This window comes from Marinomonas arctica, from assembly GCF_003259225.1.
In the GTDB taxonomy this organism is placed as follows: domain Bacteria; phylum Pseudomonadota; class Gammaproteobacteria; order Pseudomonadales; family Marinomonadaceae; genus Marinomonas; species Marinomonas arctica.
Window position 1 is genome coordinate 109,519 of the sequence record NZ_QHJF01000009.1, and the last position, 26,918, is coordinate 136,436.

The following is a 26,918-nucleotide window of genomic DNA, read 5'->3' on the forward strand; positions in this document are numbered from 1 at the left end:
GAGTATATTTATGGCAACACCTTCCCAGCATGATTTGCGTAATGATTTTCGAGCATTATTAGCAAGCGGCAAGTGCTATTACACCGCTTCTACATTTGATCCTATGTCGGCTCGTATTGCTGCAGATCTTGGCTTTGAAGTAGGGATTTTAGGTGGCTCTGTTGCATCTTTACAAGTTTTGGCGGCTCCTGATTTTGCATTGATTACGCTGAGTGAGTTTACGGAACAAGCGACTCGAATTGGGCGCGTTGCGCGTTTGCCAATCATTGCGGACGCGGATCATGGCTATGGTAATGCGCTTAACGTGATGCGTACTATTGTAGAACTTGAGCGTGCTGGTGTGGCAGCATTGACCATAGAAGACACTTTGCTGCCAGCAAAATACGGTCATAAGTCGACAGACTTGATCCCAGTAGAAGAAGCGGTTGGTAAATTAAAAGCTGCTCTAGAAGCGCGTATTGATCCGATTATGAGTATCATTGCGCGTACGAATGCCGGTCAGTTGACGACGGAAGAAACCATTGCACGCGTCAAAGCGTATCAGGCCGTTGGGGTTGATGGTATCTGTATGGTGGGCATCCGTGATTTCGCTCATCTGGAAGAGATCAGCCAACATATTTCTATTCCAATTATGCTGGTGGCTTACGACAACCCAGAATTACGTGATCGTGAGCGTCTTGCCGCGAACGGTGTTTGTATCGTAGTAAACGGCCATGCGGCGTATTTTGCGGCGATCAAAGCGACCTACGATTGCTTACGCGAACAGCGCGGTATTGCTGAGGGGACCTTGAATGCTTCTGAGCTTTCCACGCGTTATTCTACACTAGAAGAAAACCGTGTTTGGGCGAATAAGTATATGGATGTTCAAGAGTAATTCCCTCTATTGTCGATAGTTAAAACAAAAAAGCCAACGTCATGTTGGCTTTTTTGTGGTACTTAAACCGACAACTATCAGCCAAGTTGTGCCAGCTGCTCATAAGTATTGCGCAGCCAGACTTTCATGCGTTGACGTTCGGCGATGTTCATGATGCTTTTATCGTTTGCTACTGCCCAAAAACTGCTGTTATTGAAATCAATTTTTTGTGTTAGCTTGCTTTGCAGTTTGGGTAATTCGATGATCAAGGCGTCACGACTCACGGCTTTCTTATACGTCTCTGATTTTTGGAAGCGAGAAAAGTCACTGCCACGTCCGAGATTTTGTACAACAACAAAGTCCACAGAAGGTTGCGTGTAGCGATCAAGTAAATCGTCTAACAATGTGACGGAGTCCGCTCCATCGTCCATCACATGCCATAGGCAGACCTGATATCCCATTTCGTCTAGTAACCCAAATACATCGGTTTCTTCAATCCACTTTCCTAATGGCTGTGCCGCTTGAGCGGCTAGGTCAATAATCAAATCACGGTCAGGGTATTCTTCTATAGCGGCTAACATGCCGTCCAAACTGTCTTCTTCGCCAATTAAAATAGGGGAGGCGAATTCAGTGTAAAAACGTGAAAAAGTACCGTGAGAGGCGTCGCAGTCAAATCCTAAAAAAGGCTGATCGTTATCGATATAATATTGTGCCAATACGCGTGCGGTCATGGATTTGCCTACACCGCCTTTTTCACCACCAACAAAATGTACCTTACCCATCTAGATTTCCTCATCAAAGCTTAACATAACCATGTTTAAAAAAAGGTTCGAGTAACCCGTAGACACTGTATCAATATTTATTCAAAAAGCATGATGCTTTCATGACAAAGTAACAGAAAAAAGAATAAACACGGTAGCAGTATGGAGAATTTAAGTGCTTTTCTAGGTACGTAAACAAATAGATGCTAGTCTAAAAGACTATGCTATACACAATATAAGGATGACTTTATGGAAATTTTAGCTTTTTTGTTGATTGGTGCATTAGCTGGCTGGTTGGCTGGTCAGTTTGTGAAAGGAGCGGGTTTCGGCTTGGTCGGTAATATTGTTATTGGTGTTGTCGGGTCTTTTGTTGGTGGCTTTACGTTTCAGCTTTTAGGTTTGTATTCTGGTAGTTTTTTAGGGTCGCTTGTCACCGCAACCGTGGGAGCCATTATTCTGCTGTATGTGGTTCGCTTGGCGAAGTCTTAACGTCAAGGAGATAATAAAACAGCCCAACTTTTTTGGGGGGCTGTTTATTGATTTCATATTCCGTCGTGAGTTGTTAAATCAGTTCTAACTCTTCCATGATACGACGAATTGTCGCTTTTGTGCTGTCTTGCAAAGGAACCATGGGCAAGCGGCACTCTTCTGTACACAGACCTAACAACGACATGGCGTATTTTGGGCCTGTGGGATTGGGTTCGATGAAGAGGGCGGTGTGCAACGCAAATAGCTTGTCTTGCAAGTGGGCGGCTTCTGCATATTTTCCTTCTCGACACAGGCGTTGTAATTCCACGATTTGTTTGGGAGCAACGTTTGATGTCACTGAAATACAACCATTGCCGCCGCCAACGTTATAAGCCACTGTGGTAATGTCGTCACCGCTTAAGAAATTAAAAGGTTTGTTGATTAGGGCGCGTTCACGAATAGGTCGTGTTAAATCACCGGTTGCATCTTTAACGCCAATGATTCTTGGCAATTCAGCAAGGCGAGCCATAGTCGCCACTTCCAAGCCGACGACGGAGCGTGGTGGAATATTATAGAGAATGATCGGAAGTTTGCTGTTGTCGTGTACGTGTTTGAAGTGTTCATATAAGCCAGCTTGATTTGGGCGATTGTAATAGCCCGCAACGTGAAGTGTTGCATCTGCCCCAGCTTGATAAGCAAACTCAGAGTAGTTAACGGCTTCGACAGGGTTGTTTGAACCTGCCCCTGCAAGAACGGGCACGGCTTTATTGGTTTCTTGTACCGTAATTTCAATAACACGCTTGTGTTCGTGCTCGCTTAATGTGGGCGATTCCCCCGTGGTACCAACAGGCACGAGACCATTGATACCTTGGTCAATTTGCCAGCGTACGATATTACGCAAGGCATCTTCGTCTAATTGACCGTTACGAAAAGGAGTGACTAATGCTGTGATTGCACCGTAAAACATACTGTTGCCTCATTTAGGCCGGTGTGCATTCTGCTGAAAAGATAGGTAAACCGTCAGCGAGAATGCTGCCGGGGAGTTGTTTGAATCTTATTTCCACACGTCAGCGCCGCAAAGCTTCTTCGCCTTACGTTTATCGCCGTTATGTTTGTTTAAGATATTGTTATACATAAATTAATTTGAATTCTTAAAATCGAGTGTTTTTCTATGCTCACCTTTTTTTCGCGAAAGGTCAATACATGGCCTGCTTTTTATTGCATGGTATTTCTGCATTATCTAGTGTCTTTTTCGCAATAAAAAACGCTCGCTTACTGTTTACCCAATAGCAGGGTAGTAGTCAAACAGTCAGTGAGCGTTTTTATCGTCAGTAGAAGGCGTTATTTTTTAAAGATAAAGTCTTCTGTTTCCAGCAATTTATGGGTCCAAAGTTCATAGGCTTTGTGGTTCAAATGCAATTTGTCGCCTTCAAAAAGGTTTTCCTTTATGTCTCCTTTTCTGTCTAACAGCGTAGAAAATAAGTCCAAATATTGCGTATTAGGACGAGTTTTAGCCAATCTAACTAATTGCTGATTGGCTATTTCTATGGTTTTGCGCATTTTCAAGCGAACCGGGCTGCATTTTATACTAATCAGTGTGACGGGAATGCCAGGTAAATGACGATCTATTTTTTGTAACAGCTCGATATAAAGATCCACCACTTTATTGCTGTCGCAATGGTTGCCAATATCATTATCGCCCGCATAAATCACCATAGAACGAGGTTTATGAGGCAAAATGATGCGTTCAAAATAGTACACGCAGGCTTCTAGAGTCGCCCCTCCAAAGCCAAGGTTTATACCATCCTTGTCGCGGAAGTGATGGGCAAAATCGTGCCATAAACGCATGGTTGATGAGCCATAAAACGCCACGGGTTGCTCTTTGTATTTCTGATAAGCTAGGTGAAACTCTAGTTCACGAACATCGGATTCGAACTCAATATCAATTTGGTTTAAGCTCATTACGTTAGAACGATAGCCATTTTTACCGCTGAATATAGGGTATTGGCGTATCTCCCTTGATAGTTCAACCGCCTCCTCGACGTAGCCTTTGTATTCTTCTTGATAGGCCATAAGGAATTGATTTAAAGCGGCTTTATCTTTGTAGTCGACTCGGCTAGACAATTTAAACGCGGGTTTGATAATGACGGTATATAGGTTGTGATCCGCCCGTTTATCAAAGTTCGCAACCACGATAGGAACAATCCAAGGCTCGTCAGAGCCCATTGAGCCGGCGAGCTCAAAAGCATGAGGCAAAAAGGCACCAGGTGATTGGTGTGTACCAAAACTTTGACCTTCCGGTGATATCATCAGCGGAAAATTGTGCTGTAAGGTATGCTGAGATTGTTTAATGAATTCATCGTATTCTGGCGTGTCTTTAGTGAGATTGTCCCAGCTGTTGATGAAAATATTGCCAAATCGACCGTAAAAATCATCACGCCAAAATTCACTTTCTTTGCTTCGACGCACGACTCGTTGTCCAGAAATACCGTATTCTTTGTCTATGATCATAGCGCTGATAAATTGCGCGTCCATAGAAAAACGGAAGCCATTTGGTAGGCGGTTGGTCGGGGAGCCAAGTAGGTGGTTATAAATAAATAAAGATCCCGCTTTTTTCGGTAAGTTTTCTAGTCCTTTGATCACATAGGGAACTTGCTGAAATGCTTGCTTAAACAGCTCTGTTCCTAAACGTCTCGCATCTAGGGCCGGTGTGTCTTTAGGTAAGTTGTTGATGGTGTCATAGACATTTTGCAGGTGGCGATAAAAAGCGTTTTCACGCTGTAAGTCTTTCAAAATATCCAAGCACATACCAGAGATAGTACGTTCCAGTACACAGCCAAAATGTAGGCATTTGTAGAGGACGCCAAAGGCTTCATCTGTGGTAATAGCGCTTTTTAATAGTTCACTAACTTTATATAAAGGTGAGCTAACGGGTAATAATGCGGCATTTTGTTCGATGACATTGCTGACGGCGAGCACTTCGTCATTGGCTATTTGAGAAAGATACCGCATGCGGGCAGCGAGCAGGTGGGCGCCGACCAACCAAATGAGTCGATAGAGATATTTCACTGAAAATTTAGGGCTATCTTGAAATATGTCTAACAAATCCTCTCGTTTAATGCGCAAGATGCTGCTGTCTCGTGAGGAGATAATCGACGTGCGGTTTTTCATATTGCCATTTTGAGTAGCCCAGGCTAACACAGTACCCGCACGTGCGATTGTGCGCGTTGTTATTATATCCCCAGACTCCGTCTGATAGCTGATAACCACCTTGCCTTTAATAAGCAGATACAAGCCATCAGCAAGCTGATCTTGCTGGCTGATGATGTCCCCTTGATGAGCTAATAAGATGGAAGATTTTTTCGCCAACGCATGTATTTCTGCTTGGGTAAATGTTTCGCAGAATGGTGCGTAATTGAGCAAGCTGATGGCATCTTTGAGAGCATGTGTTTGTGTTTCTGAATCAACCAGTGGGCGCGTTTCTTCAAATGCCAAAGACTCGTTAGAGAAAAAAGGGCGCGTTTGGTTTTGAATGTCAGCGAGAACAGGTAGAGATTCTTGATACACAAATTGCAGAAATGTGTTCGCAAAGGTCAAATTGTTGTCGAGAATTTTTTGTAGTTCAATAATAGGCCAAAAGAGTAAAGTGGAGGATTTGGTCGCAGTGAATGTCGTGGCATAGCGCGATGGGTGTCGGAATGCAGACCAACCTATTGGAGAAAGCGGATTGTGTATTAGGCCCACATTGTAAGACTTTCCTGTGTCTTGTAGTGGAACAGAGATAGCCACTTCACCTTCAATAAGAAAATAGAGATGCTGACCAATTTCAAATTGCTTGGCAAGAATCTCACCAGCTTTGAGCGTTTTAATGCTCGCCATATTGGTCATTGCCGTTGCTAATTCTGCGTCAACGTTTGCCATAAAGGGGAAAGCGTGTACTTGTTTTGTTACGTCCATCTTTAGTACCTCAAATCTGTATTGCCCTAGCTAGGACGTTTGATCGTGACTGTCTCACCTAGGAGGGCATAATCATGGCCACCTAGTCGTGAAAGGGGGTTAAGCTTTTTGTTATCGATGACAAAGTGATTGTCTTTTTGCATCATTAGATCGTCATCAAGATATAGGGCCATAATTTCCAAATAAATCGCACTGAATGATGAATGTCCTAATGTATGCAGGTCGAATAGTTTGCAATGAAATGCCACTTTTGCCTGTGCGATACGAGGCAAGGTGTCGGTAAAATCGGTCAGAGACAAGCCTGTCCTGGGTAACTCTGACTCACCGTAAGATAATGTTGCCGCACTCTCGTTAACGGCGTTCATGACATCCCCACTTGGAATATGCAAAACACATTCCTTTTCTCGCTGTAGGTTGTATTTTGTGTCCTTGCTTATTTCAGCGGTCTTGTTACCAATAGACACCATGAGAAGGGCTGGATCAGAAGAAACCGGAGCAAAGTAAGAAAATGGAGCAAGATTAAAACTGTCGTTTTCATTCTTTGTCATGATCCACGCAATGGGGCGTGGTGTAATAGTTTGAGTGATCAGGTGATAGCGCTGACTGCCGCTGAGTTGATCAAACTGGAAACGCATAAACTTCCCCATGGTTATGAAACATTCCTTGTTAAATTACTACAAATTGCATTCCATTGTGAATCTTTGAATGGAAACTTATGAAATTTATTGTAACAACGAGAATATCAATACGTACGAAGAGATGAGCCAGTTCAATAGGAAGTGAAGGCTCATCCTTGTTGGCAGTGTCTTGTATGTACCTTTAATAGGCTTCAATGATGCTATTAAAGGCAATCACCACACGATCTTTATCACCAAAATAGGGTAATGCAGAATGTTTTAGGTATGAGGGAAAGATAATGACTTGACCTTCTGTTGGCGTAAAGTCCCAAACACCGTGACCACCAAGGTAAGCCGTGCCTGGGTCGGCGTAGTGTTCGGCATTCACTCTTGGATCATAAAAGCGATTTAGGCCACCGTTGCCTTCGATGTGAGCGTCACCTGGCTCTAAATAGTAGATGCCGCACCAAGAACAATTTGGGTGAGAGTGTGCGTCATGGTAGCCGCCTTTTTGCGTTACATGGTACCAAGACTCGATAATATGCGCGTCGGCTTCCATGTCTTCGGGCCAAAAGGCGTGGTTGACGGAAGCGGCAATTTCTAGAATCAATTCTTCTAAAGTGCGTTTAGCTTCCATCACATTGGCGTCAGCCAAGTCTAAAAAATCCAAGGTACTTTCGTGTAAGGCATATTTAGCTTTTGGGGCGATGTTACTTTCAATGGCGGTGGTTTGAGTCGCCTTTTGTTGATAAACCGCAGCAAGTAACGCTTCTTTTAGAAAGTCATGGTCTGGCATTTGTGTGACAAAGAGCGGTGTGCTCCAGACGGTGAGTTCTTCGATGATTGATGCATTCGTCATATATATTTTCCCTACAAAAGGAGCAGAATAAGATCGGGGTTAAGCAGGAATGTCCAGTTCTGTTATCGTTGGCTTATAGCCACAAAACATCATGACGAGATTGCGAAATCCCGTTTCGCTGTCTGGGCCATCCAATCCTTTGATGCTTTTATCTAACAATGCTAAATAGTTTTGCATGTAAGGCAGGGTGACTTTGTTGTGTCGTGACATGGCGCTTTCATAGAAAGGGACTCGCTTGTCCCAAATCTTTTCTGTTTGGCAAGCCTGTCTAAAGCTAGAAGACTGCATGGCTTGCAGTAGATTTGCCAGTGTTTGAATTTCTCGATTGAATAACCAAAGAATGATACTGGCTTCCACACCTTCGCCAATGAGCTGGTTTAGACAATGCATTGCGCTTTTGGTGTTTCCCATTAGCAGTCGGTCGCTAAGATCATAAATGGAATAACGGCTGCTGTCCGCAACAGATTCGACCACTTTTTCCGCATCAATTTTGGTGCCTCGCCCATACAATAGTGCGAGCTTTTCTAATTCTTGAGACAAAGCAAGTAGATTGCCTTCGCCGCGTTCGCAGACAATGCTCGCAGCGTCACGGGTGAGTGATAAATCAAGATTTTGTGCCCTTTGTTGTACCCATGCCGGTAAACGGTTTGCGTCTATTGGCCAGACCTGAACAAATACACCTTGCGATTCGAGTTGCGTGAACCACTTGGCTTTTTGCGTTCGCGCGTCGATTTTAGGTAACGTCAGCAGAATCACGTTGTCTTCGCTAAGCGATTGACTTAATTGAGTCAGTGCTTTGGTGTGTTTTTCCCCCATCTTGTCTATTTGAATATCAAACATGCGACGGGAAGAGAACAGCGATAAGCTTTGATTTTCATTTATGACATCTTGCCAATCAAACTGTGCGTCAGCAACAAAACGCAGGCGTTCATCAATGCTATGAGTTTGAGCGGCTTTGCGAATGTGATCGGCCGCTTCTTGGCATAGCAACACCTCGTCACCAGAAATAATATAAATGGGGACGAGGTTTTTTTTGAGCTGCTGTTCTAGTTGCTCAGGTTTAATTTTCATTGTACTGGCCTAACCACAATACGACTAAAATGGCGCATAATTTAGGTCGTAAATGAGCTGTCGAGCAAGGTCTTCACTCATACTTTCTTCCTGAGCTAGGTTATAGGATATTTTAGCACTTTCATCCGCATTCTGATTAGTGAGCGTTCTTGATGTGGAAATAGTGCGCGGACCGTAAACCGCTTTGCCATCCGCTTGGCGAATAAAATAAGAACTGCTTAAACGGCGCTGAATTTGTGAGATGTCATTGTTTCCGTCTCTAGCAAGCTCGGTATCAGCTGTTGTAATAGGGGTGATTTTGAGGTTGAGAACGTTCCCCTTGGCCTCGCTTTTTTCGACAATAACAATTCCTGCTTTGTTAAAGGCAATGCGCAGGGATCTTTCAAAACTGTCAGATCCACTTTCAGAGGTGAGCGTTAGTACTTTAAGTTTGGCTGGTACACTTGCGTTGCCTCGAAGGTGAAAGCCGCAAGCGACAAGACTCATGGTTAGCAAGGCAAATAGAAATAAGCGAGTGGTTTGTGTGAAGGAGACTGTCATATTCTTAATCCCTGTAATCGAGTGAAAGAATAAGGGATGGCTAGGCCATCCCTTATTGTGCTTGGATTAGTTGGCAACAATATTGACCAAGCGACCTGGAACGACAATGACTTTACGTACTGTTTTGCCTTCAAGATATTTGACAACGCTTGGGTGAGCAAGCGCTTCTGCTTCAATCGTTTTGCTGTCAGCGTTGGCAGATACGGTGAGTTCAGCACGTTTTTTCCCCAGTACTTGTACGACAATAGTCAACTCATCTTTTATCAAGGCGTCTTCGTCTAGGGTTGGCCATGGTGTATTTACGATATTGTCATCATGACCTAATTCACTCCATAACTGATGGGCAATGTGAGGCACGATTGGAGACAACAACAAGGTCGCTGCTTCTAACGCTTCTTGTTGTACAGCAAGACCCAGTTCAGACGCGTCTTCGAATTTACTGATGTCGTTACAAAGCTCCATAACAGCGGCAATGGCGGTATTGAAGGTCTGGCGACGTTCGATATCGTCAGTGACTTTCTGAATGGTTTCATGGGCTTTACGGCGTAACGCTTTTTGTGCGCCATTGAGTGCAGCAATGTCCAGAGAACCCACTTTGCCGGCATTGGTGTGGCGGTAACACAATGCCCACAAACGGCGTAGGAAGCGTGATGCACCATCTACTCCGGCATCATTCCACTCAAGAGACTGCTCTGGTGGCGCACTGAACATCATAAACAGGCGAACCGTATCAGCGCCGTATTTCTCAATCATTTCTTGAGGATCGACCGTGTTGCCTTTAGATTTAGACATCTTGGTGCCATCTTTATTCACCATGCCTTGCGTCAGTAGGCGTTTGAACGGCTCGTCAGAATTCACAAGGCCCGCGTCACGAAGCAACTTATGGAAGAAGCGTGAGTACAGCAGGTGAAGAATGGCGTGCTCAACACCACCCACGTATTGGTCAACAGGAAGCCAGTAGTTTGCTTCTTCGGTTAACATGGCATCCGTAGAATCTGGGCAGCAGTAACGGGCAAAGTACCAAGACGACTCCATGAAAGTATCGAAGGTATCGGTTTCGCGTTCTGCTTCTTCGCCATTAAACATAACAGATGAGAAACTAGGGTTGTTTTTGATCGGTGAATTCACACCGTCCATGACCACATCCGTTGGAAGTACGACAGGCAGTTGGTCTTTTGGCACAGGCACAACCGAACCGTCTTTTAGGTTAATAGTAGGGATAGGTGTCCCCCAGTAACGCTGACGGCTAACACCCCAATCGCGAAGACGGTAGTTTACTTTCACTTCACCTAAATGGCGTTCTGTCATCCAAGCAGCAATCGCATCAAAAGCTTCTTTGAAACCTAAGCCATCGAATTCACCAGAGTTACACAGAATGCCTTTCTCAGTGAAAGCGGCTTTTTCTAGGTCAACGATTTCATCGTTAGCAGGCTGAACGACCTGTTTGATGGCTAAGTTGTATTTTTTCGCGAATTCAAAGTCGCGTTGATCGTGAGCAGGTACCGACATAACGGCACCGGAACCGTAATCCATCAATACGAAGTTGGCGGCATAAACAGGAACCGCTTCGCCAGTGATGGGGTGGATTGCTTTGAAGCCAGTATCCATGCCTTTTTTCTCAACGGTTGCCATGTCGGCTTCCGTGGTGGACATTTTTTTACTGTCTTCAATAAAAGTCGCAAGGCTTGCGTTGTTTTGTGCCGCTTCTAATGACAGTGGGTGCTGTGTTGCTACTGCCACATAAGTTACGCCCATGATGGTGTCTGGGCGAGTCGTGTATACGGACAAACGCTCCTCTTTGCCTTCTACCGCAAAGCTAAATTCTAAGCCTTCAGAGCGACCAATCCAGTTACGCTGCATGGCTTTTACTTTTTCTGGCCAGCCATCTAGAGTATCAAGGTCGGTTAATAATTCCTCTGCGTAAGCGGTAATACGGATAAACCATTGAGAGATTTCTTTCTTTTCTACGGCTGTACCACAGCGCCAGCAGCAGCCTTCTTCTACCTGTTCATTTGCTAAGACCGTTTGGTCTTCTGGACACCAGTTTACCGCTGCGGTTTTTTTGTAGGCTAACCCTTTTTCAATCAACTGAGTGAAGAACCATTGTTCCCACTTGTAATATTCTGGTGTGCAAGTAGCGATCTCGCGGTCCCAGTCATAACCAAAACCAAGTTCTTTCAGTTGGCCTTTCATGTAGGCAATGTTTTCGGTTGTCCATTTTGCTGGTGCGGTTTTGTGCTTGATGGCCGCGTTTTCAGCAGGAAGTCCGAAAGCGTCCCAACCCATTGGTTGCAGTACGTTTTTGCCTTGCATACGTTGGTAGCGGGAAATCACATCGCCGATGGTGTAGTTACGTACGTGACCCATGTGCAGACGGCCACTTGGGTAAGGGAACATAGAAAGGCAGTAGAACTTCTCTTTGTTGGAGTCCGCGACAGCTTTGAAGACTTTGTTTTTGTCCCAAAAAGATTGAGCAGCTTGTTCGATTTGCTGCGGATTATATTGCTCTTGCATAATGTATTCTTATCCCGTGATCGACGTAAGGTTGGTAGACCTGTATTCTCTTTATTGTAAAGAGGGGTGTTATTATAGCGACATAGCACAAGATACCAGTGCTTTGACTAACAGAGTCTGAAAATATCCGCTATTTTATAGAGATGACGCTCTAATTAGAAGCTGCATAGAGAGGGAGTTATGAAATCTATGAAAAAAGATCCATCAAAAAGTGAAACCGATTCTAATTTGGTTGAAGAAGCACGCAAAACTTTGCTTGGAGCAAAAGATTGGTTTTTAGAAGACGTTGCGCTGATGAAAGCCTATTGGCATGACAAAATGGGCTATACCGAAGCTTGGATAGAGGCAAATTGGCATTATGTGCTTGATGAAGGGCATGAGCTGGTCGAAGAGTTAGATGAAAAAGAAGATGCTGCTTTGTTATGGTTAATCAACCACGCTAACAACAATCCTGTACCACTGGAAGAATGTCATGTTGTTGGTGCTATGGTTGATCCGGGTACTTATCACTGTATGTCTTGTGGGCACGATAATCTCATCGAAACTAAGCAGGCTTTGCCGCCCTGTGAAATTTGTCATTATGGTTTGATGTCGACCCATGATGATCAGACTAATAAAACTGAGTAATTCATTGTTCCCACGTGGTAATGCATACCATGAACCTTGGTATTCAGGTCTTAAAATAAAAAATACTTGCGCCTGTTTCGCAAGCTCAACGCGTCAGCGTGAATCAAATACCAAGGTTCATTTCTTTATTGGTTATCTGTTTTTGCGGTTTAGAATTAAGCCGTTTAAATAGGTAAATACCACGCAAATTCCCAGCAGTAACAGTGTTGGCCAGTAGCCCCATTGCACATAAGGCGTATTGCCCGTAAACGCTTTGGCTTCTGCGGTTAATGTAGTTCTTTCAAATTGTGGTGCTTGAGCCACCACTTCGCCTTTCTCGTTAATAAAAGCGGTTACACCCGTGTTCGTCGCGCGGATAACATAACGACCCGCTTCTTTTGCTCTAAATTGTGCAATCTGCAAATGCTGCCAAGGGCCAAAAGAGGTACCAAACCAACCATCGTTACTAATGGTAATTAAGAAATCACTGTCTCTTACCATGCGTCTTACTTGTTCCGCGTAAACAATTTCATAACAAATAAAGGGGGCGACTCCCCATTCGCCAACTTGCAGTACAGGCTGGTTTTCATCACCTGACTTAAAGCTCGACATGGGCATGCCGAAGACATCGAGGATCGGACCTATGTATTCTGCAAAGGGGATATATTCGCCGAAGGGGACCAGTCTGCGTTTGTAATACAGGCCAAAGCCATTGCCGGTTGCCCATATGGCATTATAGTAGTTCTGTTTATCAGCACTGACGTCTGGAATGCCAGTGATGAGTGTGGTGTTCGTGTTTTCCAGTTCTTTGCTGAAGGAAGCAAAGTAGGGTTTTATTTGAGGGTAGGTGTAGGTAATGGCTGTTTCAGGCCAGACGACCAGCTCGCTATCCAAATGCTCAATGGTGGCTTGCTGATAATAGGCAAGAGATTGTCCAGCCGATTGTGCTAACCATTTTTCATCTTGTTTTACATTGCCCTGTACCAGCGTGGTTTTGAGTGTGCCGGTTTGTTGCACCCATGAAATAGGCGCATAGTGTAAAAAAGCCGCTCCGCCCCAGACGATAATCACGACCAGAATCAGGCTAAGTTGATTGTTTTGTCTCATTAATAAACTGGCAATAACGCTGGCGGTGAGTACCACACAAGCACTCGTTAGCCAGATGCCACCAATGGGCAAAAGCTCAAACAGCCAAGTGTTTTCTATTGCGTAGCCTGGTAATAACCAAGGGAAGCCGGTAAAAAGCGAGCTTCTCGCCATCTCACCCAAAAGCAGTCCAAGGGTAATCCACAGGCTGCTTGGTATTTGCGAAAAGCGCCGACTCAATCGCCAAGATGCCCAAGCGGAAAAGGCCCAGAAAGCCACTAATATTGAGATGAAAGCAAACGTAATAAGCCCTGCGATAAGGCTGCCAACCTGACCATACTCGGCGATACTAACGTAGACCCAAGAGACGCCTGCACCAAAGAAGCCTAATCCGACAGCGCTGCCTCGCCAGAAAGCGGCTTTTGACGTGGTACTGGTTAACATCAGAAGGCTGAAGACGATTAAGCTGATGAAATAGCCAGGCCAAAAATGAAATGGCGCAAAACTGGTGACACCTAGTGCACCAGCAATGATGGCAATGACGCCAACAATAATGGGAGGAAGCTGAGACAATTTTGCGCTAAAACGAGGCTCCCACCCCGTTTTGATATTGGTAAAGTCGGGGTGAGGCATGGTCATATCAATCTGATAGGTTGGTGTTTAAAGTGGGTTTGGTTACTTGAATGGTCTTGATGCGACGGCCATCTGATTTAACCACGCGAAAATGAAAGTCATTAAATAACAATTCTTCATCACGTAGCGGAACGTGACCAAATTGTTGCACCAATATGCCGCCAATGGTGTCGAATTCTTCTTCATTCAGTTCGACTTTGAAAAACTCATTAAAGTCTTCAACAGGGTACAATGCCGGTACCAGATACACGCCTGGTTCAGCGGTGACTTGTATACCTTCGTCATCGAGCTTGTCGGTTTCATCTTCAATTTCGCCAACGATTTGTTCAAGCACGTCTTCTATGGTGACTAGGCCAGAAACGCTGCCGTATTCGTCTAGTACCAATGCCATGTGATAGCGCTTGGTGCGGAAATCATTGAGCAGAACGTTTAGGCGTTTGCTTTCTGGAATAAAGTTCGCTGGGCGAAGACGCGCCAAAATGTCTTCTATAGTGACGACGCCATCTTTGAATAATAAAGGCAATAAGTCTTTGGCCAGTAAGACGCCGAGAATTTCATCCGAGTCCTCACCAACGACAGGGAATCTTGAATGTGAGGATTCTATAATTTTACGGATAGACGTTTTAGGGTCATCTTCGGACTTGATAACCACCATTTGCGAAGGCGGAATCATAATGTCACGCGCTTGCACTTCCGACACCTCTAGCGCACCTTCAACAATAGTGAAGGCATCGCGATCAATAATGTCGGATTTTACAGCGGCTTCTAGAAGTTTAACGATATCGCCACGACTACGCGGTTCATCATTAAATGCTTGGGTTAAGCGTTCAAACCAAGATTTTTGTTGATCGTTGGATAAGCTCGATCGGTCATCACTCATTAGGGTATTAGCTCACTCTTTAATCAAATAAGGGTCGGAAATCGATAAGGAAGCCAGTAGCTTTGTTTCTATCGATTCCATTTCATCTGCTTCATCGTCATTTATATGATCATAGCCGCGTAAATGCAAGATCCCATGAATGGTCATATGTGCCCAATGATGCAGTAATTCTTTATTTTGTTCTTCTGCCTCTTTTGCCACAATTTGCGCGCAGATCACTAAATCGCCTAATAATGGCAATTCAAGCCCTGGTGGCGCTTCGAATGGAAAGGACAATACATTGGTTGGTTTGTCCTTGCCACGATACTCGTGATTCAGTGCGTGACTTTCTTCTTCGTCAACGATACGAATAGTCACTTCAAATTCTTCATCTGAGTCGGGTAGGGCTTTTTCAACCCACAACCTAAAATCCGCCTCGCTGGGTAAGTGGGCGGTGTCTTCTGTGGCAATTTGCAGGTCAAGTTCTAAATACGCCATTATTTGCTACCTGCAGACTGTTCTGCTTGTGCGGTTAAACGAGCTTCAGAGCGGGCTTTTTTTTCCGCTTCGACTTCTACATCAAATTTGTCATAGGCTTCGACAATACGCTGAACCAGCGGGTGACGAACCACGTCAGATGAGCTAAATAAAGTCATACTGATGCCACTCACGTCTTTTAAAACGTGCATAGCTTGCGCTAATCCAGATGTGGTGCCGCGAGGCAAATCGACCTGTGTCGTGTCGCCAGTAATAACGGCCGTTGAGCCAAAGCCAATCCGCGTCAAAAACATTTTCATCTGCTCGCGTGTGGTGTTTTGGCTTTCATCCAGAATGATGAAGGCATTGTTTAAGGTACGGCCACGCATAAAGGCAAGCGGAGCAATTTCTATGACGTTTTTTTCGATCAGTTTATCAACCAGCTCAAAGCCAAGCATTTCGTACAAAGCATCATAAAGCGGGCGTAGGTAGGGGTCGATTTTCTGTGATAAATCACCCGGTAAAAAGCCCAGTTTTTCGCCAGCTTCTACCGCAGGGCGAACGAGCATGATGCGTTCAACTCGATCCGCTTCTAATGCTTCAACGGCACAAGCAACGGCGAGATAGGTTTTACCCGTACCAGCAGGGCCGATGCCGAAATTGATATCGTGTTTACGGATTTGTTTGACGTAACCTTGCTGATTTTTACCCTTGGGCTTGATAAAAGCCTTGCGAGTTTTAATCACCAGCTGATCTGTATTCTCTCTTTTGCTATTAGTGAGTGACTCAATCGCCGACTCTTGCAGATAGAGGTGAATGGTTTCAGGCGTGATGTCATTACTCGCTAACGCTTCCCTGTAAAGGTTCTGAAGCAGCGTTTTAGTAGCCGCCACATGATCAGAATTGTCACCGGTAATGTCAAAGAGTTCGGCGCGATATTTAATAGTCACATCCAGTCTTTTTTCGATTAACTTGATGTTCTCGTCGAGTTGTCCACATAGCCCAACCAAAGCGTTGGCTTCGGCTGGGGCTAAACGGATTTGCTGAGTTGTCTGTGTGGTTTCCAAGAGTTACCTTTGTTATTGAAGTACGCTTTTATTGTAGTACAAAATCGGAGTCGAGTTCGGAGCTGACCAACTCACCTAATAGGGAGTTAGGGTAGGCATCCGTGATGACGACATCAGCGAATTTACCAATCAGTTGTGGATCGAACGCACGGAAATTAACAATCCGATTGTTTTCTGTTCGACCTTGAAGTTGTCCAGGATCACGAGGTGAATAGCCGCTGATCAAAATGCGTTGTATCTCACCAACCATGGACAAACTAATGTCATAAGCCTGTTGACTAATGCGACGCTGTAAAATCGATAAGCGCTCTTTTTTCACGTCTTCCGGCGTGTCATCTTCTAGATTCGACGCAGGCGTACCAGGGCGTTGACTGTAAACAAAACTGAACGAGTGATCAAAACCGATCTCTTGAATTAAATTCATCGTATCGACAAAGTCTTCATCCGTTTCACCAGGAAAGCCAATAATAAAGTCAGAGGACAAACTAATACCGGGTCGAGCTTCTTTTATGCGCTTAATCTTGTCAATGTAATATTGACGGTCATGGCCACGTTTCATTGCACTCAGTATGTTGTCGGCGCCACTTTGCACTGGTAGGTGTAAGTGGCTCACTAGTTTCCGTTCGTTACGGAAAGCTTCAATTAAGCTATCACTAAACTCCACTGGATGAGACGTTGTGAAGCGGATGCGTTCGATGCCATCAATTTGTGCTACGGCATGAATGATGTCGGCAAGATCGGCTTCGTCCCCTTCGGCAGTATCTCCTCGATAGGCGTTAACGTTTTGCCCAAGTAAATGGATCTCACGTACGCCTTGTTCAGCAAGCTGCATTACTTCTTTCAATATGCTATCGAAAGGACGACTGACTTCTTCTCCGCGAGTGTAAGGTACCACACAGAAAGTGCAGTATTTACTACAGCCTTCCATAATGGAAACAAACGCTTCTGCGCCATCAACACGAGGCGCGGGTAAGTGGTCAAACTTTTCGATTTCAGGGAAGGTAACATCCGTGATTGGGATGTGTTTTCCTGCCGCATTGACCATCTCAGGTAATTTATGCAGCGTCTGAGGGCCAAAAATCATATCGACATGTTTGGCACGTTTTCGAATCGCATCGCCTTCTTGGCTTGCGACACAACCACCAACACCGATGACAAGATTTGGGTTCTTTTGCTTGAGCTTTTTCCAACGTCCTAACTGGTGATAAACCTTGTCTTGGGCTTTTTCACGAATAGAACAGGTGTTAAGCAGCAAAACGTCTGCTTCTTCTGCATTGTCTGTGAGTTCCATATCATGGCTTTCGCCAAGTAAATCTGCCATACGAGAAGAATCGTATTCGTTCATTTGACAGCCATGAGTTTGGATAAAGAGTTTTTTTGCCATGTAACGTATTAACCTAAAATGTGTTCGTCTAATCGACTTTGGCTCTATTATATTGGGCTTTGCTCTCGAATCACAGGGGTGTTCTCAATTCCCTGTCATTTTAAGTGAAAAGTAACCCGAAATAGCCACATCTTTTTCCTACTGGAGCTTTTGCTCAAGACCCGTCACAATAGTTCCATAATTTTAAATTTAGTAAGGATGTGTTTTGAACGTATTGTCTCGTTTTTTCCTTTCGTCTTTGCTCCTGAGTGGTGTTGTACAGGCAAAGGATACGGCACCCGATGCAGACAACGCCCCTAATTTTGTCTTTGGCTTGGGGTATGGACTTTTGAATCAAAAATCATTATTGAATATTGATTTTAAAGTGAATATTCCTATTAGTGAGCATTTTTCCACGCAAGTGCTATTGAACAGTAATTACTTAATTACAGGATCGTCGCAGGACAGTTTTGCCCAGTCTGAGCTTTCCTCTAACTGGTTCTTGCATAATGAGTACGGCCGCCTGGGCTTGGGAATTGGTGTTAGCGAGCTTGAGCCCATGGACGATGAGTTAGAGGGGCAGCGTGATGTTATTGGACAATTTATTGGAGAAGCGTTTATGGGCGCATTCTCTTTGACGACGAATTACATATCAACAGACACAACACTGAGTAATATCACCAGTTCTCGGATGGGGTTGAGCTACTATATTAACGAGGATCTACGAACGTCTTTATATCGAGAAAAATACAATGTGGATGAAATTGGTTGGCGTTTTGAAACCCATTTTCAGCCTAAGAAATATCATCAAATGGTCAGCGTAGGTGTCATAGCAAGAACAGGGCAAGACTTCGATTATTTAGGTATGGTGGTGCAGTATTATTTCGATCATGCGGCCTCTTTGAAACAACGTGAGCGGGAGTTTCACTAAGGCGGATTCTATTTATTGAGTTTGATCGACACTCCAGATAGTCCATTTAGGTAGCAAAATCTCAGTTGTTGCTTTGAACGGGGTAAGGATCTTAATGGTAACGCGACGATTTTTTTGCCTGCCCTCTAGTGTGTTGTTTGAGGCGATAGGATACACCTCTCCGTGGCCTAGGGTCTTTAGTCTTTCTTTTGAGATGGCATACTCAGTATGGAGAATGTCAGCCACTTTATTGGCTCGTACGGTTGATAATAGGGCGTTTTTGCCCTGATTTCCCATGTTGTCTGTATGCCCTTCGATAAGTGCTAGAGTGTCAGGATTGTCTCGCAGTTGTTCTCCTAAGTCCTTTAGCAATGAGCGATATTCTTTGGCTATGTTGACATGATTCACTCTAAAAAGAATGGTCGCTTCCAAATTCTTGCTTGGCAAAGGTTTGACAATTTCACCGCTGACTCGACGATTAAGTAATCGATCAGAGTCTGTGTCATTGGAGACAATGGGACGGTTTGGACCGTAGCCAAAGGTTCTAATACGCTCGGGTGAAATATCGAAAACGGAGATTAAGGTATTGGCAATCGCGTGGGCGCGTTTTTGAGAGAGGAGAATGTTGAATCGTTCCGTGCCAATGTTGTCCGTATGGCCTTCTAATAGCACCAGGGTTTCTGGGTTGTCTTGTAAGAGTGAAGCAAGACTATGAAGTGATGAGTGAAATTCGTCTTTAAACTGATAGCGACCTATTTCAAATTGAGCGGCAAAGTTAAAGCGAACAAACTCCAGTTCAGTCAAGGGACAGCCATCGTTATTAACATCTGTCCCTTGTGGCGTATTTGGGCATAAATCTCTAGCCTCAATAACACCATCTTTGTCTGAGTCTCTTAATGACTCAATCACGGTTTGAGGCAATATCTGCCCAGTCACCAGACTACTGCCTAAGGCAAAAAAAATAAGAGTGGTTTGCGCAATGGTTGAGGTCATTCTTATTGTGCTTGCTGCATCATGTATATTTCTTCCCATCATACATTAGAGGGCGGCTTATTGTTGCTAGTAAGTTGCTAACTGGCCGCCAATGAGAGTTTATTTTTTTAACAGGGTGACGATGTATTCCCATTCGCTTTCTGTGATTGGCATGACGGAAAGTCGGCTACCTTTCTTGGTTAATAACATATCGGCTAAGGCAGGACTTTGCTTTAATTCTGCTAATGTTAAAATAGTTGGCCATTTTTCAACAAACTCCACATCCACCATAAACCATCTTGGATTTGTTTCTGTGGACTTGCTGTCAAAGTAAGCACTGTTTGGATTCCAACTAGAATGATCTGGATAGGCCTCCTTGCAAATTTTGGCAATCCCAGCGATTCCCGGAGGGGAGCAGCTTGAGTGGTAAAAAAACACCAGATCGCCTTTCTTCATATCCTTCATGAAGTTTCGAGCTTGATAATTTCTAACACCATCCCAAGGAGATGTTTTTAAACGTTTTAGATCGTCGATTGAAAACGTATCAGGTTCTGATTTCATTAACCAGTAATTTGGCATGGTGACCTCAACAGTGCCATGGAAAATACTACACAAAGAAACACTCTATGTGTTCATGCTTACAATAAATCTATCTACAATGAGTAGAGTCATATCTGAGACTACCGAATGACGTAACAGGCCTCAATATTTTTTTAGGCTATATCGTTCCTTGTAATGGAAGAAAAGAATGAGCCACTTTGCTTGTAAAGCGTTTTCAGCGTTAGAGAAAGAGCTCAAGGATGATTTATTAGAGTGCTATGTAGAGGCACAGCAAGAAATTGAAGAAACCATCAACAGTATTGAAGGGGATGGCTTTTCATTTGATAAATTAGATAAGCTCTTTCGTTCGTTACACAGCATGAAGGGTAACTGTTCGGTATGTTTTCTTGACCCTTTAGTTGGGGTACTCCATAAACTAGAAGAAATCGTCGACGGTATGCGCGGTGGGTACATTCAATATCACCCCTATTTGGGGGAATTGATTATTGTCGTTATTGAAAAAGTGTACGATTTATTGCAACAGATTTATCGTTCTCATGTGGCAGAGAGCGCTTTGCGCGACGAATTGCAGCTTGGTTTAGACAATATTTACGCTGAAGAAGATGACAGCAAACGACCAGAAATGGCGGCGGCATTACTGAATAAGAGTCATCAAATAGTCGAAGCCGCGAAAGAAGAGCCAGTCGTGGCGACGTCGGTGATAGTGAAAGTTGACTTCACAGAAGAACAAAAACATGACATAGAGCTCTTTATTGGATTTAGTCAAAAACTTAACCGTTTGTTGGGGTATTCTTCTGAGCGTAGTGAACGTATTTTGAAGCTTTGCCAGTTAATTAATGTCGAATGTAAAAAGCCCGTCGATCGTGCACAACTGAGTGCGGCCGCTTATATGCATAACATGGGTATGGCGGTTATTCTAAACTGCAAGGACGACGAGGAAGCAAGACGTCAAGCAGAGCATAATCATCCCATGGTGGGCGCTAAGCTATTGGCCAAACATCAAGGATGGGAGGAGGCGGTTAACATGGTAAAAACCCACAAAGAGCGTTTTGATGGTACGGGATTTCCTGAAGGCTTGGTTGGTTCATTGATCCCGCAAGGGGCTTTTATTTTGTCCATGGCGGTGATGTTTATTGACGCTGTTTGGGGGAAATCGGGCAGCGAATACAATAAAAGCGCTATGCGTGCTGTGCAGATGGTGAATTTTGAAAGTGGTAAAGGTTTTCCGCCACATCTTGTTGAGTCTTTTAATAGTGCGATTCGTAAAGTGCTTGTTGCCAAGAGCAAATAGTAAAAGGAAGTAGCCTAATATTAGCGACCCTTGCTAGCATAGAGACCTTTCCAGAATGTTAAGTTGTTTGTTTTATGAAGGCCGCTTTGTTACCGCTTGTTTTCCATCCCCATTACAGCATTCCTTTTCCAGCAGGGCATCGTTTCCCAATGGCAAAGTTTGGCTTGCTTGCAGAGATGTTGAGAGCGCAGGGGATTTTAACGGACAGAAACGAGCATACGCCCGCACCCTTGTCCCTTAACGTGCTTATGGCGGCCCATGACAAAGAATACGTACAGCGCTTTATTCGTGGGGAGCTGAGCAAGCAAGAAGAAAAAGAAATCGGTTTACCTTGGTCTGAATGGCTGGTTGAACGAACATTGCGCGCTGTCTCTGGCACCATACTCACCAGCGAACTCGCATTCCAACATGGCTTAGCTTGTCACCTTGCAGGTGGCACGCACCATGCCCATCCTTCTCATGGTTCGGGATTTTGCATCTTTAATGATTTGGCTGTCGCAGCGCTCGCGATGATAGCATCGGGTCGAGCCAAGAAAATTCTTATCTTAGACTGCGACGTACACCAAGGCGACGGCACCATTGCTTTCTTCAAAGACAGATCTGACATTGTGCCCGTCTCGTGGCATTGCGAAGAAAACTACCCGCCAATCAAACAAACCGACGGCATTAATATTGCCATCCCCAAGGGCGCCAACGACGAGGAATACTTATCCATTCTGAAAAGCACCTTGCCTGCGATATTGGCGGAACATCAGCCTGACTTTGTCTTCTACGACGCGGGCGTCGATGTCCATCAAGACGACCGACTCGGCTACGTTAATCTCACTGATCAAGGTATTTTAGAGCGAGATAAATACGTCATCGAAACCTGTGTCGGTCTCAAACTCCCCACTGCTTGTGTCATTGGTGGCGGTTACGACAGACAGGAAGAGAGAGTCGCATGGCGACATAGTTTGCTGCACCAAGCCGCGAATCAGGTCTGGCAGGAATATTTTTGATAGGTTTATGTCTCCTCCCGCTTTTTCTCAAGGACATGAGGTGCGCAAATTGGCTCGCCAGCGTTATTGAAAAAGGCAGAAGGTTTGCTGAAACCTTTTAATTTCCATGCAAGGATTTTTGTCACCATTCGAAAGTTAATGTTGATAGGGGATGCTTTGAGATCCTCGGGAATGGACGATTTAGCAAACTGACTAAAAACATACCCTCTGCTTTTTCCCAAATCCACATCTTGTGTTTGTGAGTTGTCCATAAAGCTATGAATTACCCCAATAAATGGCCCACCGGCGCCAAAAGTATTGCCAATCGGTGTATTGCAACAACTTGCATACCAGCGATGCAAACCTTTAGCACTAAGCCTTAGGCAAGCAATCTGCGACTTTCCTTCCGTGATCGTAAGAGACGACATAGGGGTTTGAAAAATATTTGTTCCACCGTACTGATCTAAAACACTCTCACCTTGTCCTAAATAATGAGCAAATGCTTGGCAGTCATGGCAACAACAAATAATCCGAGTGCCAATCCTTGAACTGACGGAAGAGATCTTTCCTCTAACCGTTCCACACGCGCACTTTAAATTTACGTCAGACATGGAGCAAAGCCTCCTTACTATGAAAAAGCATCGTTCAGAGTGTAGCAGTGTTTTTGGATGTTAAAAGGGGGGGGCAGACTTCTTTAATTAGGTTTGAGCCCTTTAGCCTAACTAGACTAATTTTTGGGTAGTTTTGCATAGCAATGCTGTGCGATATGATCTGTATATTAATGCACAGCAAGGAAGTGCGAATGTCATTAGAGTTTAAACACCTACCTTGATCCACACAAATATTGAGGTACCAACAAATGCGTAAAACAAAACGCCGACCAGTTAGCGTTGGTGAAATGCTTAAAATTGAGTTTCTAGAACCGATGAACATTACCTCCAAAGCGTTGGCAGATGCCACGGGCGTGCATCGTAATACCGTCAGCAGCCTTATTAACGGTGGTGTGTTAACCGCACCAATCGCAATAAAACTGGCAGCCGTCTTTGGCAATACACCTGAATTTTAGTTAAACATACAGCACGCCGTCGATCTTTGGGATACATAAAGCCGCTACCAAGAAGAGGCGAAACGGGTAAAGCTTTTGGTGGTGGGTAAGAAAGAAGGATTGCATGCATAACAAGTTATACATGTATCCCTTATATCTAGTTTTTTAGCCCTTGATATGAAAAGTATGATTCGTTAATCCAGAAGGCCAGTCTAACGACTCAGTCTTCGTTTGTTTGCTGCCAACCGCTTTGATAACGGCTATATTAATAGGCTTACCTTCTCTACTTATCCTGCTGTTCAGTCAGAGTGATGGTTTTTTGATACATGCCCATAATGGCTGCTTCCAGTAAAGTAGGGTGTGGCAATATCAAACTGCTTGATAGACTTGAACCTAGATCAGTACAGTGATTGTTGTTGGGTGGGAATGTAACGCTTGCGTGAGTGATAAAGCCAATTCCTTGATTTTACTGGGTTATAGAGATGGGTGGCTTGTTAAGTGTGATGACTTGCTGACGTAAAGGTGTCATAACTAATCCTCCATTGTTGAGTGGAAGATTAAGTGTGGTTCTAAATGAGGGAATTGGGGAAACTGAGAAAAGACCCGCGAAGCGGCTTAGTTCAACGCCTTTGTAACCGGACCGAATTGCGGAGCGGTTTTTTGTGTTAAAGTTGAGCGAAACGAAGCACACAAAAAGCGCGGAGCTTTGGGTGTCGGTGTGCAGAGCTTTGTTAGCTTTTTATGTAGATTAGAATATCTTTATTCACGCTTTTCGTGCCTGTGCAGTGGCCTTACTTCTCTTCTCAATGGTCTCTCTCCAAGTATCTAATTCCGTGATGTCAGCAAGTAGTTCGTCGGGATCTGGAACAGCAATACCTCCTTGGAGGGCTTTATCATGTGCGTAATTAGAACACTTGGTCATGCCTGCATATACTCGTGTGTAATCTCCATCTTCCACAACAACACCTACTAATCTCTGAGTCTCAATACCTTTTCGGAAACGCAGGATCACCTCGCGTAAAAGAACCTCTTCGACCGCTCTCTCCCACGCCATACGGAGCCTAAAATAAGCATCGACTGTTTGTCTTTGATGTTCTTGCTCTTCTCCATCCCTGTGCAGTTTAGCGATAGTTTGATGCTGGGCTCTCAAGGCCTTAATCCTCTTACCAGTGCTTTTTCCCTCGAAAGGTAGCTCTGGATCTGCAACTCCGAAACCTTCGGCACGTCGTGTCAGACTCTGCGTAATAATGGGTACAGCCGCTAGTTTAGCTTCCTCCGCAAGTAGGCAAAGAAAATAGATATCATGTGTAAATACAATTACTTGACGTTGAGAAGCTTCGCTAGCTAATCGCTTTGCTACCCGTTCACGGCGGCGATGATCCAGAGAGGACACTGGATCATCAAATACGATGCCGCCTTTTCCACCACTCAACCCGACCTCGGCGAGAAAAGAACCAATTGCGATTGCCCGCTGCTCACCTTCACTAAGAACTTCAGCGGGATTTCGGCTTTGTGGCAACTCGAGTTTCAGCTTATGTAGCGCCTTACCCCTGTCCGAGCGGCTTTTCAGAGAAACATGGAGCGAGCCCACTCCTAACAATTTGAATTCACGATTAAGCGACTCAGCTAGTTCTTGTGAAACGACCTTTTCAGCAAGCTCTGAAGCCTTTCGAGAAATGGCAGTAGTGTTTACTGCCGACAGGCACTGTTTCAGTTTTGCCTGATGTTTAAGTTGGTCAATGGCCAAAAGTACTGCATCTTTGACTTGGTTTAGGCGCGCTCGCGCATCATATTCATCAAACTGCTTTTGAACTGAGGCGCGCGCCTTTTCGTCGGATGCTTTTTCAAGAGTTTCGGCTTCAGCATTCAGTCTTTTAGCAAGAACTTCAAACCGCGGAGCAGGATTAGCGAAAGTTTGATTAGCGCCTTCCCATTCGTGAGAAATAACTGCCGCCTTAATAAATTCTTGGCGAGCCATCAATGATTGCTGAAAGGTTCTTAGATCACTCGCCAAATGTGGGTCAAGGCCCTCAATCTCACTGTAGGTCACATCGTCGATATTTAAATTCAAATTGCATTCTACGAATGGCTTATACTCGGCGTATAAAGCAAGCCTTCGCTGCTGGGAAGTTTTCTCAGCATCCTCTTGAATAAAGGCCTCGAATCGTTGTAAACGGGAAGCTCCTTCCGCTAGAGGTTGTTGGCAAAGCGGGCAAGATGCGTCCACTCCCAAATCAGGAAAATTCTTATCAGGATGGGACTCTAAAACGAACTTTCGAGCCGCATCGAATAGCTCTCGCCAAGCTTCTCCTCCGGTTCCAGGTAGCAAACTTTCACCTTCCTCGAACTTCTTTGCCGCGAGTGCAGCTGCAGATTGCGCAGTGCGATAGCTATCCGCTAGTCTTCGAAATTTAGTTACTACTGCTTGATCAACTAACGCGCTCTTTTTGTTTGCGTTGTTTACGATGCTCGATACTCTTCGAGCTTGCAAACGAAGTTGAGCCGCCTTTTCTTTTGGATTGTTTTCTTTCAGGCTTTTATCCAAATCCGCATGCAGGGCTAATTCTTCCTGTGACAGTGCAGCCAATGCATTAACTTGATCAGGCGTCGTTCTAGCCGAAAGTCCTGAAATCAGTCTGCCAACTGCGGTTTCACCGTGCAGAGGTATGAAGGCGGAAAGGTTCGGATCTGACTGGGCAGATTCAGTATCAATCTTTGATTTTAATTGCTTGCAGAGCTTAGCGAGCCCTTCGAACACATCTAGCCCATAGGGAACGTAAGAAAAATCATCTTCTCTATCTAAATATGCACGCGCACAGCGCGAGTCGAAGACAGAGAACGACGATAATACCTCCGGAGCAGCCTGCCCGTCGATCCATCGAAGCTCTTGCGGTTTGCCATCAATGTTAATCTCAAAAACAGCTTCAGCTTTCCCAGATTTTTCTTTAGGAAGGGCGGCATTCGGGTAAATAGTTTCAATCTGATCGCGTGCACGACATGCACGCTTGAACACACGAGAGTAACCTGATTTTCCAGAACCATTGTCACCATAGATTACCGTCAATCCTGTTGAACCAAACGGCAGATGCTGGTTTTCGGCAATAGCGTTTACAAATCGCATATTTTTAATGGCAAGAAGTTCAACGTGTGTTGATGGCTTTACATGGGCTGGGATTTGATCAGCTACAAGTCGTTTGGGTTTACGATTCTTAAAGTCTGGAATGCCATGTGCAAGTTTAAGTAGAGAATATAGGTCTTCTTGATCTTCGACCGTTAAAGTTTGCTTAGCAAGTAATCGAGCAACCGCGTCGCTTTGCCAATCAGGAAGGCTCTGCGACCAATTCAGAATTTCTTGTAGCAGCGACATAGAAATTTCCTTATTTAAACTATTCGTGTACGACTTCGGAAGCTAACGCTTTGCACAGCGGCGC

General features: G+C 44.5%; 24 protein-coding genes. 7 read left to right on the forward strand and 17 right to left on the reverse strand.

What is annotated here, in order from left to right; all coding sequences use genetic code 11:
- Positions 1 to 10: 10 nt before the first annotated feature.
- Positions 11 to 874 (forward strand): isocitrate lyase/PEP mutase family protein, encoded by an 864-nt coding sequence (locus tag DK187_RS06645; protein ID WP_111606557.1) that lies wholly within the window; start codon positions 11 to 13, stop codon positions 872 to 874.
- A gap of 77 nt (positions 875 to 951) precedes the next feature.
- Here the strand turns inward: DK187_RS06645 and DK187_RS06650 are convergent, their stop codons facing one another.
- On the reverse strand, positions 952 to 1,635 hold the full coding sequence (locus DK187_RS06650; RefSeq protein WP_111606558.1) for a P-loop NTPase family protein: 684 nt from the start codon (positions 1,633 to 1,635) through the stop codon (positions 952 to 954).
- A 228-nt stretch (positions 1,636 to 1,863) separates the two neighbouring features.
- On the opposite strand from DK187_RS06650, the gene DK187_RS06655 reads away from it, so the two are divergent.
- Complete coding sequence (locus tag DK187_RS06655; protein ID WP_111606559.1) at positions 1,864 to 2,103, forward strand: GlsB/YeaQ/YmgE family stress response membrane protein; 240 nt, start codon at positions 1,864 to 1,866, stop codon at positions 2,101 to 2,103.
- Positions 2,104 to 2,176: 73 nt separating this feature from the next.
- Here the strand turns inward: DK187_RS06655 and dapA are convergent, their stop codons facing one another.
- From dapA to leuS, 7 genes are all read right to left on the reverse strand, one after another.
- Positions 2,177 to 3,049, reverse strand: coding sequence for a 4-hydroxy-tetrahydrodipicolinate synthase (gene dapA / locus DK187_RS06660; protein ID WP_111606560.1), 873 nt, complete (start codon positions 3,047 to 3,049; stop codon positions 2,177 to 2,179).
- A gap of 374 nt (positions 3,050 to 3,423) precedes the next feature.
- The gene (locus tag DK187_RS06665; protein WP_111606561.1) at positions 3,424 to 6,039 is read right to left on the reverse strand and encodes a cyclic nucleotide-binding domain-containing protein; all 2,616 of its coding nucleotides are present in this window, start codon (positions 6,037 to 6,039) and stop codon (positions 3,424 to 3,426) included.
- 26 nt (positions 6,040 to 6,065) lie between these two features.
- On the reverse strand, positions 6,066 to 6,674 hold the full coding sequence (locus tag DK187_RS06670; protein WP_111606651.1) for a flavin reductase family protein: 609 nt from the start codon (positions 6,672 to 6,674) through the stop codon (positions 6,066 to 6,068).
- Between the two features lie 184 nt (positions 6,675 to 6,858).
- Positions 6,859 to 7,515: a TIGR02466 family protein gene (locus DK187_RS06675; protein ID WP_111606562.1), complete on the reverse strand. Its 657-nt coding sequence runs from the start codon at positions 7,513 to 7,515 to the stop codon at positions 6,859 to 6,861.
- A 39-nt stretch (positions 7,516 to 7,554) separates the two neighbouring features.
- Positions 7,555 to 8,586, reverse strand: a complete 1,032-nt coding sequence (gene holA / locus DK187_RS06680; RefSeq protein ID WP_111606563.1) for a DNA polymerase III subunit delta — start codon at positions 8,584 to 8,586, stop codon at positions 7,555 to 7,557.
- A gap of 24 nt (positions 8,587 to 8,610) precedes the next feature.
- Positions 8,611 to 9,126: an LPS-assembly lipoprotein LptE gene (locus DK187_RS06685; RefSeq protein ID WP_111606564.1), complete on the reverse strand. Its 516-nt coding sequence runs from the start codon at positions 9,124 to 9,126 to the stop codon at positions 8,611 to 8,613.
- Positions 9,127 to 9,192: 66 nt separating this feature from the next.
- Positions 9,193 to 11,640, reverse strand: a complete 2,448-nt coding sequence (gene leuS / locus DK187_RS06690; RefSeq protein WP_111606565.1) for a leucine--tRNA ligase — start codon at positions 11,638 to 11,640, stop codon at positions 9,193 to 9,195.
- A gap of 180 nt (positions 11,641 to 11,820) precedes the next feature.
- Here leuS and DK187_RS06695 point away from each other — a divergent pair, with 180 nt between their 5' ends.
- On the forward strand, positions 11,821 to 12,267 hold the full coding sequence (locus DK187_RS06695) for a zinc ribbon-containing protein (protein WP_111606566.1): 447 nt from the start codon (positions 11,821 to 11,823) through the stop codon (positions 12,265 to 12,267).
- Positions 12,268 to 12,399: 132 nt separating this feature from the next.
- Here DK187_RS06695 and lnt read toward each other — a convergent pair whose 3' ends face one another.
- Genes lnt through miaB form a run of 5 tightly spaced genes read right to left on the reverse strand, consistent with a single transcriptional unit; the run spans position 12,400 to position 17,752 of the window.
- Positions 12,400 to 13,965, reverse strand: a complete 1,566-nt coding sequence (gene lnt / locus DK187_RS06700) for an apolipoprotein N-acyltransferase (RefSeq protein WP_223232340.1) — start codon at positions 13,963 to 13,965, stop codon at positions 12,400 to 12,402.
- Between the two features lie 7 nt (positions 13,966 to 13,972).
- Entirely contained in the window at positions 13,973 to 14,845 is an 873-nt protein-coding gene (locus DK187_RS06705) for an HlyC/CorC family transporter (RefSeq protein ID WP_111606568.1), read from the reverse strand.
- A 12-nt stretch (positions 14,846 to 14,857) separates the two neighbouring features.
- Complete coding sequence (gene ybeY / locus DK187_RS06710) at positions 14,858 to 15,322, reverse strand: rRNA maturation RNase YbeY (RefSeq protein ID WP_111606569.1); 465 nt, start codon at positions 15,320 to 15,322, stop codon at positions 14,858 to 14,860.
- Positions 15,322 to 16,368, reverse strand: coding sequence for a PhoH family protein (locus DK187_RS06715; protein ID WP_111606570.1), 1,047 nt, complete (start codon positions 16,366 to 16,368; stop codon positions 15,322 to 15,324). The genes ybeY and DK187_RS06715 overlap by 1 nt, the downstream gene beginning before the upstream one ends.
- 28 nt (positions 16,369 to 16,396) lie before the next feature.
- Positions 16,397 to 17,752: a tRNA (N6-isopentenyl adenosine(37)-C2)-methylthiotransferase MiaB gene (miaB, locus tag DK187_RS06720; protein WP_111606571.1), complete on the reverse strand. Its 1,356-nt coding sequence runs from the start codon at positions 17,750 to 17,752 to the stop codon at positions 16,397 to 16,399.
- 205 nt (positions 17,753 to 17,957) lie between these two features.
- Here miaB and DK187_RS06725 point away from each other — a divergent pair, with 205 nt between their 5' ends.
- Complete coding sequence (locus DK187_RS06725) at positions 17,958 to 18,662, forward strand: hypothetical protein (protein ID WP_111606572.1); 705 nt, start codon at positions 17,958 to 17,960, stop codon at positions 18,660 to 18,662.
- A 12-nt stretch (positions 18,663 to 18,674) separates the two neighbouring features.
- Here DK187_RS06725 and DK187_RS06730 read toward each other — a convergent pair whose 3' ends face one another.
- Positions 18,675 to 19,634 (reverse strand): OmpA family protein, encoded by a 960-nt coding sequence (locus tag DK187_RS06730; protein ID WP_162623480.1) that lies wholly within the window; start codon positions 19,632 to 19,634, stop codon positions 18,675 to 18,677.
- A 99-nt stretch (positions 19,635 to 19,733) separates the two neighbouring features.
- Positions 19,734 to 20,192 carry an EVE domain-containing protein gene (locus tag DK187_RS06735; RefSeq protein WP_111606574.1) on the reverse strand — a complete coding sequence of 153 codons (459 nt, stop codon included), beginning with the start codon at positions 20,190 to 20,192 and terminating at the stop codon, positions 19,734 to 19,736.
- 169 nt (positions 20,193 to 20,361) lie between these two features.
- Here DK187_RS06735 and DK187_RS06740 point away from each other — a divergent pair, with 169 nt between their 5' ends.
- Positions 20,362 to 21,465 (forward strand): HD domain-containing phosphohydrolase, encoded by a 1,104-nt coding sequence (locus DK187_RS06740; RefSeq protein WP_111606575.1) that lies wholly within the window; start codon positions 20,362 to 20,364, stop codon positions 21,463 to 21,465.
- A gap of 74 nt (positions 21,466 to 21,539) precedes the next feature.
- On the forward strand, positions 21,540 to 22,463 hold the full coding sequence (locus DK187_RS06745; protein ID WP_111606576.1) for a histone deacetylase family protein: 924 nt from the start codon (positions 21,540 to 21,542) through the stop codon (positions 22,461 to 22,463).
- A 5-nt stretch (positions 22,464 to 22,468) separates the two neighbouring features.
- Here the strand turns inward: DK187_RS06745 and DK187_RS06750 are convergent, their stop codons facing one another.
- Positions 22,469 to 23,053, reverse strand: coding sequence for a DUF6151 family protein (locus DK187_RS06750; protein ID WP_111606577.1), 585 nt, complete (start codon positions 23,051 to 23,053; stop codon positions 22,469 to 22,471).
- 248 nt (positions 23,054 to 23,301) lie between these two features.
- Between DK187_RS06750 and DK187_RS06755 the strand changes: the two genes are divergently transcribed.
- Entirely contained in the window at positions 23,302 to 23,508 is a 207-nt protein-coding gene (locus DK187_RS06755; RefSeq protein ID WP_204355590.1) for a HigA family addiction module antitoxin, read from the forward strand.
- A 742-nt stretch (positions 23,509 to 24,250) separates the two neighbouring features.
- On the opposite strand, the gene DK187_RS06760 is transcribed toward DK187_RS06755, so the two are convergent.
- A complete protein-coding gene (locus DK187_RS06760) occupies positions 24,251 to 26,854 on the reverse strand; it encodes an AAA family ATPase (RefSeq protein ID WP_111606578.1) in 2,604 nt (867 codons plus the stop codon).
- Between the last annotated feature and the right edge of the window lie 64 nt (positions 26,855 to 26,918).

Bases quoted from the DNA above. Each gene is read 5' to 3' on its own strand.
- holA (WP_111606563.1), bottom strand. From the start codon at position 8,586: ATGAAAATTAAACCTGAGCAACTAGAACAGCAGCTCAAAAAAAACCTC.
- DK187_RS06685 (WP_111606564.1), bottom strand. From the start codon at position 9,126: ATGACAGTCTCCTTCACACAAACCACTCGCTTATTTCTATTTGCCTTG.
- miaB (WP_111606571.1), bottom strand. From the start codon at position 17,752: ATGGCAAAAAAACTCTTTATCCAAACTCATGGCTGTCAAATGAACGAA.
- DK187_RS06665 (WP_111606561.1), bottom strand. From the start codon at position 6,039: ATGGACGTAACAAAACAAGTACACGCTTTCCCCTTTATGGCAAACGTT.
- DK187_RS06745 (WP_111606576.1), top strand. From the start codon at position 21,540: ATGAAGGCCGCTTTGTTACCGCTTGTTTTCCATCCCCATTACAGCATT.
- ybeY (WP_111606569.1), bottom strand. From the start codon at position 15,322: ATGGCGTATTTAGAACTTGACCTGCAAATTGCCACAGAAGACACCGCC.
- DK187_RS06760 (WP_111606578.1), bottom strand. From the start codon at position 26,854: ATGTCGCTGCTACAAGAAATTCTGAATTGGTCGCAGAGCCTTCCTGAT.
- DK187_RS06670 (WP_111606651.1), bottom strand. From the start codon at position 6,674: ATGCGTTTCCAGTTTGATCAACTCAGCGGCAGTCAGCGCTATCACCTG.
- DK187_RS06755 (WP_204355590.1), top strand. From the start codon at position 23,302: ATGCGTAAAACAAAACGCCGACCAGTTAGCGTTGGTGAAATGCTTAAA.
- DK187_RS06730 (WP_162623480.1), bottom strand. From the start codon at position 19,634: ATGACCTCAACCATTGCGCAAACCACTCTTATTTTTTTTGCCTTAGGC.
- lnt (WP_223232340.1), bottom strand. From the start codon at position 13,965: ATGCCTCACCCCGACTTTACCAATATCAAAACGGGGTGGGAGCCTCGT.
- DK187_RS06655 (WP_111606559.1), top strand. From the start codon at position 1,864: ATGGAAATTTTAGCTTTTTTGTTGATTGGTGCATTAGCTGGCTGGTTG.
- DK187_RS06675 (WP_111606562.1), bottom strand. From the start codon at position 7,515: ATGACGAATGCATCAATCATCGAAGAACTCACCGTCTGGAGCACACCG.
- DK187_RS06750 (WP_111606577.1), bottom strand. From the start codon at position 23,053: ATGTCTGACGTAAATTTAAAGTGCGCGTGTGGAACGGTTAGAGGAAAG.
- DK187_RS06740 (WP_111606575.1), top strand. From the start codon at position 20,362: ATGAGCCACTTTGCTTGTAAAGCGTTTTCAGCGTTAGAGAAAGAGCTC.
- dapA (WP_111606560.1), bottom strand. From the start codon at position 3,049: ATGTTTTACGGTGCAATCACAGCATTAGTCACTCCTTTTCGTAACGGT.
- DK187_RS06645 (WP_111606557.1), top strand. From the start codon at position 11: ATGGCAACACCTTCCCAGCATGATTTGCGTAATGATTTTCGAGCATTA.
- leuS (WP_111606565.1), bottom strand. From the start codon at position 11,640: ATGCAAGAGCAATATAATCCGCAGCAAATCGAACAAGCTGCTCAATCT.
- DK187_RS06735 (WP_111606574.1), bottom strand. From the start codon at position 20,192: ATGCCAAATTACTGGTTAATGAAATCAGAACCTGATACGTTTTCAATC.
- DK187_RS06695 (WP_111606566.1), top strand. From the start codon at position 11,821: ATGAAATCTATGAAAAAAGATCCATCAAAAAGTGAAACCGATTCTAAT.
- DK187_RS06650 (WP_111606558.1), bottom strand. From the start codon at position 1,635: ATGGGTAAGGTACATTTTGTTGGTGGTGAAAAAGGCGGTGTAGGCAAA.
- DK187_RS06705 (WP_111606568.1), bottom strand. From the start codon at position 14,845: ATGAGTGATGACCGATCGAGCTTATCCAACGATCAACAAAAATCTTGG.